The organism is Acidobacteriota bacterium, assembly GCA_016196065.1.
Classification (GTDB): Bacteria; Acidobacteriota; Terriglobia; order Terriglobales; family Acidobacteriaceae; genus Acidiflorens.
The window spans coordinates 161,384-178,105 of the sequence record JACPYL010000025.1 but is presented as its reverse complement, the minus strand read 5'-3'; the positions used below and the strand labels follow the sequence as shown (position 1 = coordinate 178,105).

At 57.2% G+C, this 16,722-nt stretch carries 9 protein-coding genes; 5 read left to right on the top strand and 4 right to left on the bottom strand.

Features of this window, described 5'->3' with window-relative positions; genetic code table 11:
- Positions 1-7: 7 nt before the first annotated feature.
- Positions 8-646, bottom strand: coding sequence for a CGNR zinc finger domain-containing protein (locus HY010_18525; GenBank protein ID MBI3477734.1), 639 nt, complete (start codon positions 644-646; stop codon positions 8-10).
- Between the two features lie 208 nt (positions 647-854).
- Here HY010_18525 and HY010_18520 point away from each other — a divergent pair, with 208 nt between their 5' ends.
- Complete coding sequence (locus tag HY010_18520; protein ID MBI3477733.1) at positions 855-1,058, top strand: helix-turn-helix domain-containing protein; 204 nt, start codon at positions 855-857, stop codon at positions 1,056-1,058.
- 1,490 nt (positions 1,059-2,548) lie between these two features.
- Here the strand turns inward: HY010_18520 and HY010_18515 are convergent.
- From HY010_18515 to HY010_18505, 3 genes are all read right to left on the bottom strand, one after another.
- Positions 2,549-3,286: a response regulator transcription factor gene (locus HY010_18515; GenBank protein MBI3477732.1), complete on the bottom strand. Its 738-nt coding sequence runs from the start codon at positions 3,284-3,286 to the stop codon at positions 2,549-2,551.
- Between the two features lie 76 nt (positions 3,287-3,362).
- Positions 3,363-5,801 (bottom strand): putative Ig domain-containing protein, encoded by a 2,439-nt coding sequence (locus HY010_18510; GenBank protein ID MBI3477731.1) that lies wholly within the window; start codon positions 5,799-5,801, stop codon positions 3,363-3,365.
- Positions 5,802-5,815: 14 nt separating this feature from the next.
- The gene (locus HY010_18505; protein MBI3477730.1) at positions 5,816-9,853 is read right to left on the bottom strand and encodes a carboxypeptidase regulatory-like domain-containing protein; all 4,038 of its coding nucleotides are present in this window, start codon (positions 9,851-9,853) and stop codon (positions 5,816-5,818) included.
- A gap of 245 nt (positions 9,854-10,098) precedes the next feature.
- On the opposite strand from HY010_18505, the gene HY010_18500 reads away from it, so the two are divergent.
- From HY010_18500 to HY010_18485, 4 genes are all read left to right on the top strand, one after another.
- Positions 10,099-10,944, top strand: coding sequence for an Ig-like domain repeat protein (locus HY010_18500; GenBank protein MBI3477729.1), 846 nt, complete (start codon positions 10,099-10,101; stop codon positions 10,942-10,944).
- A gap of 273 nt (positions 10,945-11,217) precedes the next feature.
- The gene (locus tag HY010_18495; protein MBI3477728.1) at positions 11,218-12,981 is read left to right on the top strand and encodes a hypothetical protein; all 1,764 of its coding nucleotides are present in this window, start codon (positions 11,218-11,220) and stop codon (positions 12,979-12,981) included.
- A gap of 98 nt (positions 12,982-13,079) precedes the next feature.
- Positions 13,080-14,108, top strand: a complete 1,029-nt coding sequence (locus tag HY010_18490; GenBank protein MBI3477727.1) for an alpha/beta hydrolase — start codon at positions 13,080-13,082, stop codon at positions 14,106-14,108.
- Positions 14,109-14,130: 22 nt separating this feature from the next.
- Complete coding sequence (locus HY010_18485; protein MBI3477726.1) at positions 14,131-16,479, top strand: Ig-like domain-containing protein; 2,349 nt, start codon at positions 14,131-14,133, stop codon at positions 16,477-16,479.
- The last annotated feature ends 243 nt before the right edge of the window (positions 16,480-16,722 follow it).

Sequence of the window (16,722 nt, the reverse complement as noted above, 5' to 3'; positions counted from 1 at the left end):
GTTCTCCTTAGCTGCCGGGCGTCCTGCTTTGTCTGGATATTCGATTCCTGCTGCTCTTCTTCGCAGCTCGTGCTCTGCTGTTCTTCACAGCCATGTAGTGAGCGCAATCGGTGTCGCAATAAAGGCGTTCGTGGCGGCTCTCAAGTTTGAAGACCCTTGGACAGTTGGGGCGGGCGCATTGCTGAAACTGAGCGCCCTGCAGCTTGTCAATCTGAATTGATGTGACAATCGCATCCAAGGCTGTTTCGAGGATCACCGTTCCAATTGGCAACCCCCCAAGCCAACCTATCTTCAGAGGAAATGGTTTTTGCAATTGTCTTACTTTTCGTATCGGAAAATCCTTCTCAAGCAACTCCCATTTCGATTGAGGAAGAATCAATGCCGCCGTAAACAATTGCTTCCACTCGATGAGATCCTCATCCATCGCAGCGTGCCAGTCGAGGATGTGCATACGCCGCGGCTTTCTCTCGCTCTCTAGACTTAGTTCCGCCTCACCTATCCCAAAGCGTCCCGACCAAAACGAAAACTCGGTGTAGTCCAATGGCTCACATTGGGTACCTAAGAGATAGTCGCGAACTTTCCAGGGATCAGTAAATTCTATCGGCGGCTTTTCCGATGGTTTTGGCTCAAAAACCGGGTGCGTCAACCCACCCTCTCGTATGCTCCGCGCTGGGATGTAGGAGCCATACGTTGGCTGAAACCGAACTTCGACGGGGACCCGAATAACGAGACGAGATGAGTCCGAGTGGTGAGACATGATATGTGGCTTGTTAGTGTCTCTCACATGGAACAATATCTCATTGGTTTGATTGAGATTCAAGAGCATTTATTGAGCGACACTGAGAGGGAACAGCATGGAAGCAGAAAAACTGTACTCCGTACCTGAGGCAGCGAAATTCCTGGGTGGTATCAGCAAGTGGACCGTACATGCATGGCTTGCCCAGGGCAAAATGCGACGCACAAAAGTCGGCTCGCGCACGATGATTAGAGAGTCCGAGTTGCAAAAAGTCATTGAGGAGGGCGGCAAGTCGCCTTCGCGCCGTCGTCGAAACAGCTAATGGGAACAGGTGTACAACGCGACCGGGGGCAATCTTCCGGAATCCCAGATATGGAGTTCATCCGCAAATGCATCCCGATTCAAGACGTAGCACGCGAACTCCGCCTGCAGGTTACGGGAAGGGCGGCACGATGTTGGCGAGTGGAACTACATCGTAATGGCGACGCCCACCCATCAGTCTGGTTTGACCGGCATAATCGTGGTCGTTGTCATGTTTGCGATGGGCGTGCTTCAAATATCGACCTTGTGATGATGTTTCTCGGTTGTGACCTCAAGGAATCTTTAAATTGGATGATGGCGCGTTTCGCAGTGCCTCTGGTGCCCAAAGGCAAGCACTTGGAACCCAAATCCAGATGTAAAACCCGCTATAGAGTGGGAATGGGTGACGTGATGGATACTATAGTGCGAAGTGGGCTGCTCGCTGATCTGACCGGAGCAGAGGCCAAAGTATTGAACGCTCTCCGGACCTTCACTGATCCGTCGACCGGTGAGGTGGAGATTTCATATTACGGCATAATGCGCTATGGCGGCGTCGGGAGCTGCTCAACTGTCCGCAAAGCACTCTTGCACTTCCAGAAACTCCATTTGCTTCAAATCAAGACGCGGCCAAGCCGCAGCTTCCGCGAGTGTGGAAAGTATCAATTCACCCCAGACAATCCTGGGTTTCTTGCAATCGCGCGCGAGCGCAGCGAAATAACGAAAGAACTCGTTCAGATCCAACGGCAAATGCGTGCCCAGCAAAAACAACAACGGGGACGTATACCTAGGTCAACTCTCTCTACACCCACTGTAGTACGGAACAATTTCACGCTTCATTCAGGTGTAGCGTCAACTTTCCAAGACGAATTTCAGATCACCCCTGGGCTGCCCACCACGAGGTTAGTTGCGAGGTAATTTTCCTTATGATTTCGGCAAATCGAGGAGTGTGAGATGGGCGGATTAGGGAGTGGGCCGCAGTGGAGCGGCAAGGAAACGACGTTTGATTATCACCAAATTGACGTGCGGACGTGGCAGCGCGACGGGCTCCTTGAGCCGTTTGTACGCTTCGAGTGTGGTTCGTGGAGTGTCGACGTTCCTCCTGGTCTCAGCGCGCCGAAACCCAAATGGGTTTTCTTAACTCGTCTCGATCGGAGAGCTGAGATGTGCCCCGTTCCGCTTGAGTGGACTCCTTGCAACTACGGTGGCTTACGGGCATGGTTTCACTGCCCAACCAATGGCTGCCGGCGCCGTGTGGCGATCCTTTATTCGGACGGTAGCACCCTATCCTGCCGGCACTGCCTTCAGCTCACTTACCGGAGCCAACGAGTTTCGGACAAATATCGCGCACTACACCGCGCCCAAGACATCCGAGAGAGGCTGGGTGGATCGTCTTGCATCATGGATCCGTTTCCCACAAAGCCGAGGGGAATGCATTGGGACACCTTTGAGCGTTTGCAGCAGGAAGCTGACAGGTTGGAAATGGTATTCCTTAGTTCCTGCCTTTAGACCGGCTTACCGCTGCTGCCGGGGAGGCGCGTCGAAGCGGTAGCCGACTCCGCGCAGTGTTTTGAGATAGCTGGGATGTCGGGCGTCCTCCTCGATCTTCTCTCGGAGCCGCCGGACAAAGACATCAATAGAGCGCGGAGTCACAGAGGCATTCTCCTTCCACACTGCGTCGAGGAGTTGATCCCGAGTAAATACGCGGCCGCAATGCCGCGCCAGATACTCCAGTAGCCGGAACTCTCGCACCGTCGTCAGCACAATCCGGCCCCTCACACTCACCGTCATCGAGTCGACGTCGATCCTCAATTCTCCCACCTGGAGTGCCTCGTTAGTGACCACATGAATCCGGGCGCGTAGCGTATTGCGTATCCGCGCGATCAGTTCCCTGGGACTGAAAGGCTTCGTGATGTATCCATCACCGCCAATCTCGAAGGCATGAATACAATCGGGTTCCTGAGTTCTGGCAGAGAGGAACATGACAGGTGTCTGGGCAAGCTGTTCATTTTGGCGGATCTGGCGGCACAGGTCGAAACCGTTAATTCCTGGCAGCATGATGTCCAATAGAAACAGAGCCGGTTGCGTCGCCATTGCGAAGGCAACCACCGCTGCCCCGGAAGAGAAAGTGGCAACCTCGTAGCCGGCAATGCTGAGGTTGTGTTCGATCAGGCGCGAGACATCCAGATCGTCCTCCACCACGAAGATCAGGTCTCGGCGGCGCGAATTGTCCCGCGGCAGCAGAGGGTTCATGGAATTGAAGAAAACTCGCGGGCTCTTCCCGATGTCTCGCGGATGCGGCCTCTAAAGGCGGACTCTGGGTTTTGAATCACGGCTTCTGCTGCCGCTGTCCCACGATCACCGCAGGGTGGGTGTTGGCTGGCGAAACGTCGATGTAGAACGCTTTCTCGGCGTTGCTGACCATGTAAGTGTTGCCACCAAAGGTGCCCGATCCGTCTGGAGCCCAGGTGTAGCGGAACAAAGTGAAGGTCTGCACCGGGACTAGCCCCGGTGCGCTTGGACGACTCGTGTCGATGTAGGAGTCAGGTGTGATACCGCCGTTGGGGTCCAGTGTTTCTTGCCCCGCAAAGTTTGTAGTCTGCCGGTCGAGCATCTCGTCCGGCGAAAACCCGTAGCGCCCGTTGATGGGACTGAATTGGTAACCGGGAGGATACGAGTTCGTCTGATACTCCATGACGCCTGACATCGCGGTGGCGCCAGTCCCGACGAAGTAACCCGTCACACCATTTGTCCCAGGTACTGCGTACCCCACGGCGGGAATTCCCGTCCCCACAGAAACGAAACGGCCCGTCATCGGATCAATTGAGTACTGCGCGGACAGGGCGGTCACGTTGGACGTACCGCCGTTGTGTTCGTAGAAATTTCCGCTGACTGCGCCAATTCCATCGAAATGCAACACGCCGATGCCGACGTCTGAACTGCCGGACGTGGATCCGCTCAGACGAAAGATGTGGCTGTCGGCGAGCGACGCCTGGGAAAACGGGCCAGGACTCGCCGTCGCCTCCCCGGTGATCAGAGGATGACCGTTGGTGGCGGCGTGCGTGGAGTTGAACACCAGATGTCCGGAATCAATCATGTAGTAAAGCAGGTCGTAGGTTGTGGTTCCGATACTGAGAGTGGCCGTTCCGCGGCCGTTAGCGTCTGGAGTTGAAATGGTCCCACTGCCGCCGTTCAGCGGACCGGCGTATGCGCCAGCGTCATTCATGTCGGCCGATATTGAGGTGAGGAGTCCGCTATTTGCTGTGGCGGTTCCGGCCATGGCGAAGTGTCCACCATTGGCATTCCAGCCCGACAGACGGAAAGCAAACGCCCCTGCCAGTGATGTCGGAGTGAAGGCAGCAGGATCCTGTTGGCGGAAAAAGCCTGCCGCGCGCGTGCCGGTTCCATCGTTGTCGTCGAATTCGAGAATTCGCCCGTCAGAAAAAAACGCGGCTCCCGTTCCACTCGATACCGTGGTCGGCGCAACCCGGAATTGCGCCGTCGAGGACGCGGTGTTCAGCGTCACGCATCCTCGTCCCGTTTGATTGAATATGATCGAACTACCGGCAGCTAGGGCAGCGCCGCTTTCTATGCCGCTCGTGCGGATGATGTCTTCCACTCCGGTCAGTGCGCCGCTGCTATCCGCCGTGAAGCTGCCGGAGATCGTAACCGGGCCGCCCGCATCGAATCCCGAGATGAGGAAAGCGTATGGAGTGCCCGTCGCCACTGTGTTTCCGCCACCCACGCAAGTTGGATCCAGTCCGCTGGGAGAGAGCGTGATGATCTTGGCATTGGAAGGTGCGGGCGTGGGATATATGGCCTGCGCTGGAACCGGACTCTGGCTGTCGCGCACCTGAATCGCAAAAGATGTGCTGCCGCCCGTCGCCGGCGTGCCCGCGATCACACCCGAAGGACTCAGTGTCATCCCCGCGGGAAGTGGGCCACTGCCTGGGGCTACCGTCCATGTGTAAGGCGGCACTCCGCCGCTCGTCTGCAATACCACCGGAGCATACGGCACTCCGACCGCGGTGGTGAGCAGGGTTGGAGTGACTACCTTCAACTGACCGGGCGAGACATTGATATTCAAAGACGTCGTAGAGGTCCCACCCAAACTGTCTGTGACCGTGACCCTGAACGGGTAGATGCCAATCAGGTTGGGCGCCCCAACGAATTTCGTATCGTTCACGGTCAGCCCTGGTGACAGTTGCAGACCGGGTGGCAATGCGGAAAGATCGGCCGTCCACGTATAGGGACCCAACCCGCCCTGGACACTTGCCTGGCATGGAATCTGCACCACTCCAGCATTGGTGATGGGATGCTGAATGCATGTGTACGCGGTATTGAGGAAAGCAGTTGCCAGATCCGAGGACTGCGTCGTGATCGCAACTTGCGGATACACCGAGATGGGAATTGCCGCCGACCGCGTCGGGTCAGTCACCGATGTGGCTCGCACGGTTACCTGGATGGGCGCGGTAATATTCGCAGGCGGAATGTAAGTGACCGCCTCGGTCTTGATATCGCTGAGAGTCCCCGCCGGATCCCCCTTCTGCTGCGCCGACACGGTCCAGGTGACGCCCGCGTTCGCGGGGTCATTGGTGACACTCACCGCAATCTGCAAAGGCAGATTCGCGTCGACTGCGGCGGCACCGGCGGGAGAAGTGACTTGAATCGTAACTCCCTGCGTGTCACCTCCGGTGCCATTGCCGCTACCGCCGCCGCAACCGATCGCGAACAACACAACTACGAGACCTACACCGAGGAATTTCAAGAATTCTTCTCCTGCTAGAAGCTGAGCTTCAGTCCGAATTGCATAGTGCGGGGACGATGTGCGTTAACGGGGTGCAAAAAAGCGTTTCCGGTCAGGCAATCCGTCTGCGCGTCGCCTGCCGCGCTGAAGTTTTCGATTCCGTAACACGAGACCGTATTACTCGCCCCGTTGCCGAAGTTCGGACTCGGGTCATAAACACGAAACTGCGTGTGATTGAAGACGTTGAAGATTTCGGCACGGAACTCCAGACTGGTGGACTCTCGAAGCTTGATGTTACGAAACACGGTCATATCAAAATTCAACCGGCTGGGGTTGTTCATCACGTTGCGACCGGCGTTGCCAAACGTGAGTCCGCGCGGCGCGGCGAATGCAGCGGCATTGCCTAAGGCAGGGCCGAAACTTTTCGAATTCACAGCTCCGATCGGTGTGCCGCCGTGGATATTGCCGACAATGTCGGGATAGGAGGCGACGGAACTGATTCCGCCGGCGACGCCAGCATTGTCAGGGACTGAGATCCCCAGCGCCCCGAAGCCGGCGTTGATAACGGCATAGGGGGTTCCGCTCTGCACCGTGGTCACGCCGGCAATCTGCCATCCGCTGAACATGCCGGAAACGAACCGGTCGAAGAACCCCTCTGAACTTGGCTCGTCGGACGAATCACGTTCATTCGCCCAGTCTCCAATGCGCTGCGAGTTGACGTTGATACTCGGCAACGTCCATACATAGCTGACGTTCAGCAAGTGGCGTTGATCGAAGTTCGAACTCGCTTTGTTTGCTGAGACTACCAGCGGGTTGACCGTCGTGGTGTCGTTGCGATCCGACGAATCGTCAATGGAATGACTGAAGGAGTACGAGATGTCGAGCGTCACCGGGCCGCGCGTGCGGCGTAACGTGGCCTGCAGTGCGTGGTAGTTCGAGTCGGCTACGTTTTCCAGCGAGAATATTTTCTGAATGCCCTGGAACGGACGCCGAGAATTGATGGGCGGCAAACTGGACGCATTCAGGTTCTCACAAGCCGCCAGCAGGTTGATGTAAGCCGGCTGAGTCTTGTTAATCTTGACGCCGTTTACCTGAAACACGGGATTGTTCAGCGTTCCCAGGTTGGTGCAGTCGAATGTTTGGAATACATCGGAGTTGATGATGGGCTGATGCAATCCGTACGGATTCTGATCAAGCTGGATGCCATCATTCGATCCCTGCGGCGCGAGCGGAAAGGCATTCGGCTGCCGCACCGCCGTCAGATGCGTTCCCTTGCTTCCCACGTAACCGAGACTGAGCACAAGACTGCGCGAAACTTCCCGCTGCACGCCAAAGCTCCATTGCTGCACGTAAGGCCAGATCGTCTTGCGGGGAATCGAAGTCACGTCAACTGGATAGGCGCCTGCACCGGAAAAACAATTCGCAGCGCTTCCGCCGATGCCTCCAATACAGGGATAGCCGCTTCCCAATCCGACCGCCGCGGGCGTCAGTTGCGTCATTGTCAGATTTATCGGGGCGCTACCGACGAGTGACCCGGTATTGGCTTCGCTTCCCGTGCCGTGTTCAAAGAACAGGCCGTAGCCGCCGCGAATCGAAGTCTTGCCATCGCCTCGCGGGTCCCATGCGAACCCAACTCGCGGTGCTGGGTTGAACCGATGCGGCTGCATGCAGGTATCCGGCACGCCGTTGACGCCGCACTGGACCAATCCGTTCGTGATGACGGAACCAGGATTGTTCGGATCAATCGGAATCGGTTTTCCCTTCACGCGGAGTCGCCCGTCTGGGAAGAACTTCAGATCCTCCGGAGCGGTAAATGCGGCTGGATCCCAATTCCAGGCAGCGTGGTTCTGCTCGTGGTAATTCCCGAAGATGCTGAAACGAACGCCCAGATTGAGGGTCAGGTGCGAGTTCACTTTCCAATCGTCCTGGACGTACGGCTCGATGATTTCGTAGCTGTTGTAGTACCTCTGCTGCGCGCTGTCTTGTTGGTACGACTGGATATAGCCCAGCAGGGCGTTGGCAAACTCGTTGCCGACCGTCACCGAATTGAAGTTGCTGAAGGTCAGGACGCCTTGCAGATCGCCGGTATTCGGTCCGTTGGTAGCATTGATCTCGTTGCGCTGGCCAAGGATCACCTGCACGCCGGTTTGCAGATTGTGCCTGCCGATTACTTTGCTCAGGTCGTCGCGCACGCTGTAGGTGGGATTCGTGAGTTGCCATGGCGCATATCCCGGATCGACTCGAAAACCGCCGCCATACGCCAGATTCCCCGGCGTGAGTTGAATCCCCGAGAGTTTCCCGCCAAATCCGTTGTTGAAGAGATAACCCTGTGTCAGATCATCGGGCCGCTGGATATTCACTCCTGGCGCCGGCCTGGTGCTCATACTGATGTGCGACGCGGTATAGCTGACCACGACTTCGTTCAAGAGCGTTGGCGAAATTGTGTGCGTCAGGCGAGCCACTGAACTTGTGCCCGGCCCAAACAATCGTCCTTGGACAGTTGGAAAACTGTTACGGACGTAGCCCCAAATCGGACGAGCTTCCGTGGTGTCCCAGGAGTCGTGAATATAACGAAAGATCGCGCGCAACTTGCCCGGCTGAATGTCGTGGTCGACACGAAATAGTTCCTGCCGCCAGTAGGTTGGCTGCGCGAACGCAAAGTCGTAGCAGGAGCCTGCGGTCGAGTTGCAACCTGCGGTTGAATTCGGCAGCGGAATCATGCCGGAATTGACCAACGCCTGCGCCACAGGATCAATCGCAGGATTCTGTGAAACCGGATTCACGCTGTCGTGATAGCCCACAATGTTGAACGGTAAGGTCGACCCAAATAGCTGTGGGCAATCGGGAAACTGTGCGCGATTGAAAGTGATTCGAGTCTGTCCCGGCGGGATGAGCGGACATACGTCGCTGAAATCGGCCCCAATATAGGATTCACCGTCGGCGTTGATTCGCTGGGACGGACGCTCTGCCGCCGAAGGCACAGCCTGATTGAAGTTGTTGTCCGTTGGATCCTTCTCAAGCCGGAATTCTTCCGAGAAGAAGACAAACGTCCGGTCTTTTTTCGGAAGAATTACCGGGATGCGGAGGGGACCGCCCAGCGTAAATCCGAAATCATTTTTGCGATAGAGCGGCGCCTTGATGGTCTGATCAAAGTAGTTTCGTGAATTGAAAATTTCGTTGCGCCCGAAGTAGTAGCCGCCTCCGTGCCAGGACGACCCGCCGGATTTTGTGTCGACCAGGATCGTTCCCGAGGCGCTCCTGCCGTACTGTGCGCCATAGTTTGACGTCAGGACTTTGAGTTCGCTGATTGCATCCAGACTTGGATACACAACGAGCGTGCTCTCGCTTCCGTGAATCCCGGCATGGAGAACATCCGAACCGTCCACGCTGAACGTGTTGTATTCCACTCGCCCACCGTTGACGCTGAACTTCACACTGCCTTTGACGCCTACCAGCGCCTCGTCTTGCCCGGTCTGGTTGCTCACGCCGGGAGCGAAGGTCAGTAGCTGAGTAAAATTGCGGCCGTTGAGAGGCGTCTTGGCGATTTCTTTCGCGGTGATGGTGCCGGACACTTCCGCTTTTTCCGTCTCCACTTGGCCCACCGTGTTGCCGACGACATCGATTTTTTCGGCTACGGCGGAGGCCGGCTCAAGCGTCTCGGTTATTTCGATCACCTGGTCCGCGTTCACCGTCAGCCCTTCGGTATTGAAGTCTTTGAAGCCTTTTTCCGAGATCGTGAGCGTGTAGACGCCAGGCGGCAGGTTGACGGCGTACAGTCCCTGATCGTTGGTGATGAAGGTTTGGCGGGCGCCTGACGCGTTGGCGATGGTGACGATCGCTCCCGGTAGCACTGCACCGGACGGGTCCGTTACTGCGCCATAGATTTGGGCCTCGCCCGCTTTTCGAGCAGACGGTTTCACGGGCGGTGGCGCCGCCACACCCGGCGGGCCGGATGGTAGCGGAGGCGGCGGTAACTGCACGAGACCCGGCGCGACCTGCATCTGTGCCAATGCCGCAGGCAACAGGATGAAGCAAATGATGGAAACGCACACCAGCAGGGTCCGAATCTTCACGATTTCATACCTCGACGAAGGGAGTTAAGAATTACGGGAGAATTGTTAAGGCAATATGACGCCCGTGTGAATTTCCAATAAACCTGTCGATCCGGGTCAGGCTGCGCGTGGCGCGAGAGTAGAAGGCAGAACGATCTTTGCCGTCGAGATCGAAATTCACAATTGCTTAACTTGGCCGTAACACCGCCGTAATCCCCTAGGTCGATAGTGTCGATTTCGAGAGCGTCAGGCCAGAGGAGTCCACCGTGCGGCGATTCATCTATTCCGTGGCATTAAGTCTGTGTGCGTATGTCGCAACGCCCCTCGTCGCGCAGACCAAGGGCGTGGCGAGCTTCGATGGATTGAAGAACATGGAGTTCGTGAACCAGTTCTACAACGGTGGCGAGGGCAGCCTGGGGTCGGGTCCACCGCGTAAGAATCTGCACCTTGAATTCACCAGCAACGCGCAGACGATTGTGTCCGGGGCCAAGGGAGGATCAGGGAATTTCATCGGGAACCCCGGCGGCACACCTGTCATGTTCTTTCAGACTGGCGAAGACGTCATCGTCAACTCGACCGAGGGAGTTTCCGTGGGGCTGTGGTTTTCCTACTCTGCGCTTCAACCGGGCACAGTCACGGTATACGACGGCGCTAACGGAGCGGGCAAGGTTCTGGCCAGCGTCACGCTGAGCGCCAATAACATCGGCTGCAACTCCTACAGGATGTGCGTCTGGTCACCAGTCGGCTTGCCCCTCAAGACGCCAGCGGGGTCGATCCGATTCAGCGGCGTCGCGAACTATCTTGCCATTGGCGCAATTCACCTTGGGGTCAAGCTGCCGACTTCAACCATCCTGGCGTCGTCGCAAAATCCGTCCGTGCAAGGTCAACCCGTGACATTCATGGCGACGATCTCCGCAACCGGTGCAGTTCCAGTCGGAACGGTGCAGTTCAAGAGCAGCAATGTAGTCCTCGGCGAAGTTCCGGTCACTGGAGACACGGCGTCCCTGACATTGTCCTCACTCTCTGCCGGAAGCCACACAATCAAAGCGGTCTTTCGTGGCCAAGGCTTCGTAACCAGTTCGGCGAATTTGCTGCAAACGGTGAATCCGTGATCGGCGCGGCAAACATGATGGATCACGTGCCAGCCGACACTGCATTTCTTTGCATGATCTGGAGCCAGAATTTAACGCGCGATTCACATTGGTGTCATTCCCGGTTAACAGCAATCCCCGATAGTTCTCTCGCACGAGCGACCATCTGTTTGCATACCCAGCGCACAGGTGGCGACGGCAAATCCGATCGGACGCAATGTGGCGTCTGAGTTCCAGTCAGCAACTATCCGTACAAGATTCAGTGATCAGCTCTTAACTAAGGAGAACAATCAGATGAGAGGAACAAAAGCGATTCTCGCGGCCGCGGTGCTAACCGCAGTCGTCGGACTGGCCTCGGTAGCCAACGCCCAAGTGAAGTTCATGGGTGTGGGCTCCTCGGCAATGTTTACCGGGACCGGTGTCGGCGTTTTCAACGATGTGTGCTCGGCCCGCACTGGTAGCGACTGCCGCCACTACTCCATTGGTGGCAAGAACGGCGCCAACAATAACAACTTCGCACAAGCGGTGGATAGCCGGAACGTGAACATTCCGGTAGAGGGCGGCAACCTGTGGCTGGTCTGGGACAACAACACGTCACCAGTCCAAGTCTGGGGCTACCTCACGGTTGACTCGATCGTGGGCAACCGCTGTTTCTTCGCCACTCCACGCTGCACCTTGCAGCTTGATTCTGGCGTTCTGACCACAGCGGGTCAAAACAGAATTGCCTCCTCCCTGTTGTTCAACAAGCAGACGGGCCTCACCCAGGCTGACGAACCCTCGCTACCCTCCGCCATTCTCGCAGCGGTTCAAGTCGCTTTTACGGCTGGCTTGACCGACATCCGACCCGAAGATGCGAAGTACGGCACAAACCGAATTCTGGCAGCTTATAACGCTACGAACCTGAATGGCCTCGGCTATGGCATAGCGAGTGCCAATTGCCCGAGTGCTACTGCCCTGATCGGCTGCCAAATCAAGGGTACTTGGGGCGGCGCGGCTACTCCGATTCAGTTTTCGCTTTCGAAGAAGAAGGACCCTTTCACCCTGTTAAAGGTTCCCAATTCCACGACCATTCCACTCGGAGCGGCTCCCATCATCTTCGTCTACAACAACACCGGCGCGGGTCTCAGTGGCGGCGGATTCACTAATCTCTCGTTTGACACGGCCGGAAAAGTGTTCAACGGAACGCTCGGATTGGCTAGCGACATAGGTGGGACAGGGAACAATCCGTTGAATGTACTTCTGAGAGAACCTCTGTCCGGTACCATGAATACAACCGAGTTCAACGTCTTCCGCGTTAATCTTGCTCCGAAATTTTCGCCCGTTAAAAACTCCCAGGAAAAAGGGATCAATCTGGCCGCAGGCGCTTGCCCGGGCCTAGGTTGTCCGAACCCGCTGAATCTCGCCAGCGCCAACGGTGGAGTTCGCCTCCGCGGTATTGGCACTGGACAAATCATTAGCGGTAACAATGGCACAGGCGGTATCAAGAACCTGCCCGATAGCGTTGGCTATACCTTCTTTTCGTTCGGCAACGTCGCTCCGATCGCTGGCGGCGCTGGCGTCGGACGCTACGTGACCCTGGACGGTGTAGATGGAATCAGTGCCGCTTACACCAACGGCGTACTGCCGCTTTGCACGGCTCCCTGCCCGGTCGTCCCGGGTACATCCTTCCCGCACCTGCGCGACGGTAGTTACCGCGCCTGGTCCTTCCTGCGTCTGGTAACGGACGCATCCGGCCCCAACCTCACCAATGCTCAGGCCGTGGTCACAGCGACGCAGAACGAAATCAACGCGACCGTGCCTGACTTCGTTCCCTTCTCGGCTACTCCGGACGGCGATCCTGGCATGCGCTACCTGAGGTCCCACTTCACGCTTGCCGGGGTCTCACAGGGCACGGTTACGAACACCCCCGAGAATGGCGGCGACGTAGGAGGTTGCCCGTTCAAGATCGGCGGATCCCACGCTACTCAGACGCAGATCCGTCTCAATGGCGCCAAAGCCGGCACCAAGAACATCCCCTGGCCCGGCGGTGCTTGCGACTTGACGCCCGGACACGACTAAATTGCTGTAGCTGTTGTCAACATCGAGGGCAGGCTGACCGTTTGGCCAGCCTGCCTTGTTTTCGCTCAACCGGATAGCACGGATTTCGTTTTTTCACGATGGAGAAAAGTTTTCTGTTTACGGCTTTGTTGTCTCGCGTGAGATTCTCGTTGATACCCGCGATTGCGCTGGCGACGGCATCCATGGCCCATGGGCAGTCCGCCGCTGCATATCCCGCAGAAAATTTTTCGAGCGCTTCGCTCGCCACCAGCCATCTGATTGCAGGATCTCCCGAACTGGTGGAACGAGATGAAGAACCGGCCTATACCAGCGAATGGGTTACCGTGAGCTGGCGTCCCGACGATCCGATTTATCTCTATGTTGTTCGCCCTGCAAGAATCCAGAAACCGCCCGTCGTGATTTATCTGTACGACTATCCTTCTGAGACTGACATTTTTCAGGACGACGATTGGTGCCGCCGCGCGACCTCTGGCGGTTACGCCGCCGTTGGGTTTGTCCCTGCGCTCAATGGGCACCGCTACCATGGCCGTCCCATGAAGGAGTGGTTTGTCAGCGAACTTCAGGAAGCTCTTGCGAAGTCATCCCATGATGTCCAGATGGTCCTGAACTATCTCGGTGAGCGCGGCGACATTGACACCAGCCGCGTCGGAATGTTCGGCGTTGGCGCAGGCGCAACGATCTCGGTGATGGCGGCTTCCGCCGACGCCCGCATCAAAGCCTCCGACCTGATCGATCCCTGGGGCGACTGGCCAACCTGGCTCGCCAAGTCACAAGTCGTGCCAGATGAAGAGCGGCCACTCTTCCTGCAGGCGGAATTCCTCAAGCGAGTTGCCGGATTCGATCCTCTTGCCCTGCTGCCCAAGCTCAAGACTCAGCATGTGCGCTTGATGCAAGGCACGGGTCCTACTGTGCCGGAAGAAGCGAGACACCATTTGGCCGCGGCCTTGCCTGCAAAAGCTGTGAATCAACGGCCGGCAGAAGGCAGGCAGTCCGACGACTTCGCTTCCAGCGAGCATGCTTTTGAATGGATCAAGTTCCAACTAAAAGCTGGTTCCACGGATACCGATGCACGCAAAGCCCACGATATTCCGTCCAGAGGTCGCAAAGTGGAGCAGCTGGCGAAATGAAAAATCTTTCTAAGGGGCCTTCATGACAAGACACTCGCTTCTATTCGCACTCATCTTTGTCGCAGCGATCCTCTGCGGCTGCGGAGGTAAGAACGGCCTGGTCGGAGGCGATCGCGGGAACTCCGTATATCTGACGTCCATCACTCTGGCACCCTTGAATCCTACGATCACATTGGCCGTCGCTCCCCAACAGCCCGCTATGCTGAAATTCGCCGTCACTGGCACTTACAACGTCGGCAACCCCCAGGACATCAGCGATCAGGTGACGTGGATCAGTGCCGACGCAAAAGTCGCCACCGTCGACCCGCACGGCACCGCCACCGCAACCGGGTCTGGGCGCGTCATCGTCACCGCGCAAATTTTCGTGGCGCCGACGCAGAAGACTCTTCAGGCAACCACGATTCTCACCGTCGTGCCTCAGCTCACCTCGATCACGGTGAGTCCCACGGTGGCTCAGATTGCCAAAGATACGACGCAGCAGTTTGCCGCAACCGGCAATTACAACGACGGCACTCAGGCGGACGTCACAGCCCTTGTCGCGTGGAATTCGTCTCAACCCGCTGCCACAATTAGCTCCTCCCTTGGAACGCGCGGCCGGGCAACGGGCGTGGCTCCCGGCGTAACCAACATCACAGCGGCATTAGGGTCGCTTGCGAGTGCTCCTGCGTCGCTTACTGTGACGAATGCCAACCTGGTCTCTTTGGCAATCACACCCTCCACCTCGACTGTGCCCTTGGCAGCGTCGCAGCAGTTTGTTGCGACAGGAAGTTTTGACGACGGCACGAAGCAAGACATCTCGGCAACGGCGACATGGAACTCGTCGGAGCCCACGATAGCCCGTACCAATTCGGAAGGACTCGTCACTGGGCTCGGCCTCGGCAGCACGAACGTCAGCGCCGGTATGAATGGAGTCAGTGCCACCGTCCCCGCCAGTGTGGACGCCAGTTCCATCCTGAAAGTGAACGTGGTTCCAACAACGAAGATTGCCAGCAACACAGGTTTGCAGATGCGCGCATTTGCAGTGTTCAAGAACGGCAGCTCGCTCGAGGCCACCACTACACCCGGCGTCACCTGGACGTCATCCGACCCGTCCGTCGCCACCATTGTGCCCGGCAACGGACGATTGAGCGCAGTGCGCGCTGGATCGGCGTCGATCTCCGCAAAACTCGGCAGTCAGAACGGCAGCAGCACTCTGAGTGTTTCCGATGCGACCATACAGTCGCTGGTGGTCGCGCCGAACCTGGCAACGATCGCACCCGGCACCACGCAGAATGTCATTGCGCTCGCAACCTTCGCCGACAACGCCGGACCGTTTCAGCAGGACATCAGCAGCGTGGCGGCCTGGTCCAGTGACAACACCGGCGTGGCAACCGTGTCGTATGCCGGCGGATTACAGGAACTGGCTCGAAGTATAACGACGGGCACAGCCAACATTTCCGCCAGCTTTTCCGATGCCCACGGGACTGTGTCCAGTTCGGCGGCCGTCTTGAATGTCAGCACGGCGACTTTGACTGGCATCAGTCTCTCTCCAGGAAATGTGAGTGTCACATTGAACGGCGGCCATCAATTGATCGCGTCGGGTGTGTTTAGCGACGGTACTCAGCAAGACCTTACGCTGACCGCCGATTGGAATGCGACCGAACCATCCATCGCCACAGTAACTCCATTTGGCTTCGCCGGCGCCAGCGGGCGTGGACAAACCAACATCACAGCGAGTCTCGGCTCTCAAAGTGGATCGAGTTCTTTGCTCGTTAATCCCGGCACGTTGTCCCGTATCGACATTTGCCCAGCCGATACCGTCGACCCTTTGAACAATTGCCCGCCACTCGATCCCATCGGGACACCTCCTCCAATCTCTTTCCCCAAATCCTTTCCCTATAGCCTGATTGCCATCGGCACATTCACTGATGGCAGTCGGGTAGACCTGACCAGCTCGGTCCGTTGGACTACTTCGGATTCATCGACCGCGACAATCAGCAACGATCCTGGTATCCCCGGATACATTACTGGTATCACCGCAACGGGAGTTGCGACCGGGCTTGTCAGCGGACGCGTCACGATAATTGCGACTGCCGATGCAATCAGCGGCACTTCTGAAGTGTTCGTCACCGACGCTACTCCGGTCTTCCTTACCGTGACGCCGGCGAATGGCGCAACCAACCTGGGACTCACGCAACAACTCGCCGTTTCGGCCACCTTCAGCGACAACACCTCGGTATTTGTGACGCCGTATGTGTACTGGACCACATCCGACCCTTCCGTTGTGGTCGTCCGTCTCGGTGGCCTCGCTTATCCGGTCGGTCGAGGCACTGCGACCGTTACCGCCAACATCGGTGGCGCTGCGAGCTCAACGACCCTAACTGTGCAGTAGATATGTTTAAGTGCCGAGGCGTGCGAGTTGCGCCCTGCAAGGGGAAGGGGACGGTCTCCTGAAACCATCTTGCCACCGGCGCGACTTTCCCGTCAGGGGAGTCACCTCTAAATCTAGAGGTAGTGGGCAAATTTCGCCGGAACAACTCGAAAACCGTGCGCTTGCTTCTGTGCCCAATTTTGTGCCCAGTGGCCGGTTGTATGCGTTGGTCTTCACGTTGGCCCGAAGCGCTAACACCGGCAT

Excerpts from the sequence above, each read along its gene's own strand:
- HY010_18520 (MBI3477733.1), top strand. The coding sequence starts at position 855 with ATGGAAGCAGAAAAACTGTACTCCGTACCTGAGGCAGCGAAATTCCTG.
- HY010_18515 (MBI3477732.1), bottom strand. The coding sequence starts at position 3,286 with ATGAACCCTCTGCTGCCGCGGGACAATTCGCGCCGCCGAGACCTGATC.
- HY010_18495 (MBI3477728.1), top strand. The coding sequence starts at position 11,218 with ATGAGAGGAACAAAAGCGATTCTCGCGGCCGCGGTGCTAACCGCAGTC.
- HY010_18490 (MBI3477727.1), top strand. The coding sequence starts at position 13,080 with ATGGAGAAAAGTTTTCTGTTTACGGCTTTGTTGTCTCGCGTGAGATTC.
- HY010_18485 (MBI3477726.1), top strand. The coding sequence starts at position 14,131 with ATGACAAGACACTCGCTTCTATTCGCACTCATCTTTGTCGCAGCGATC.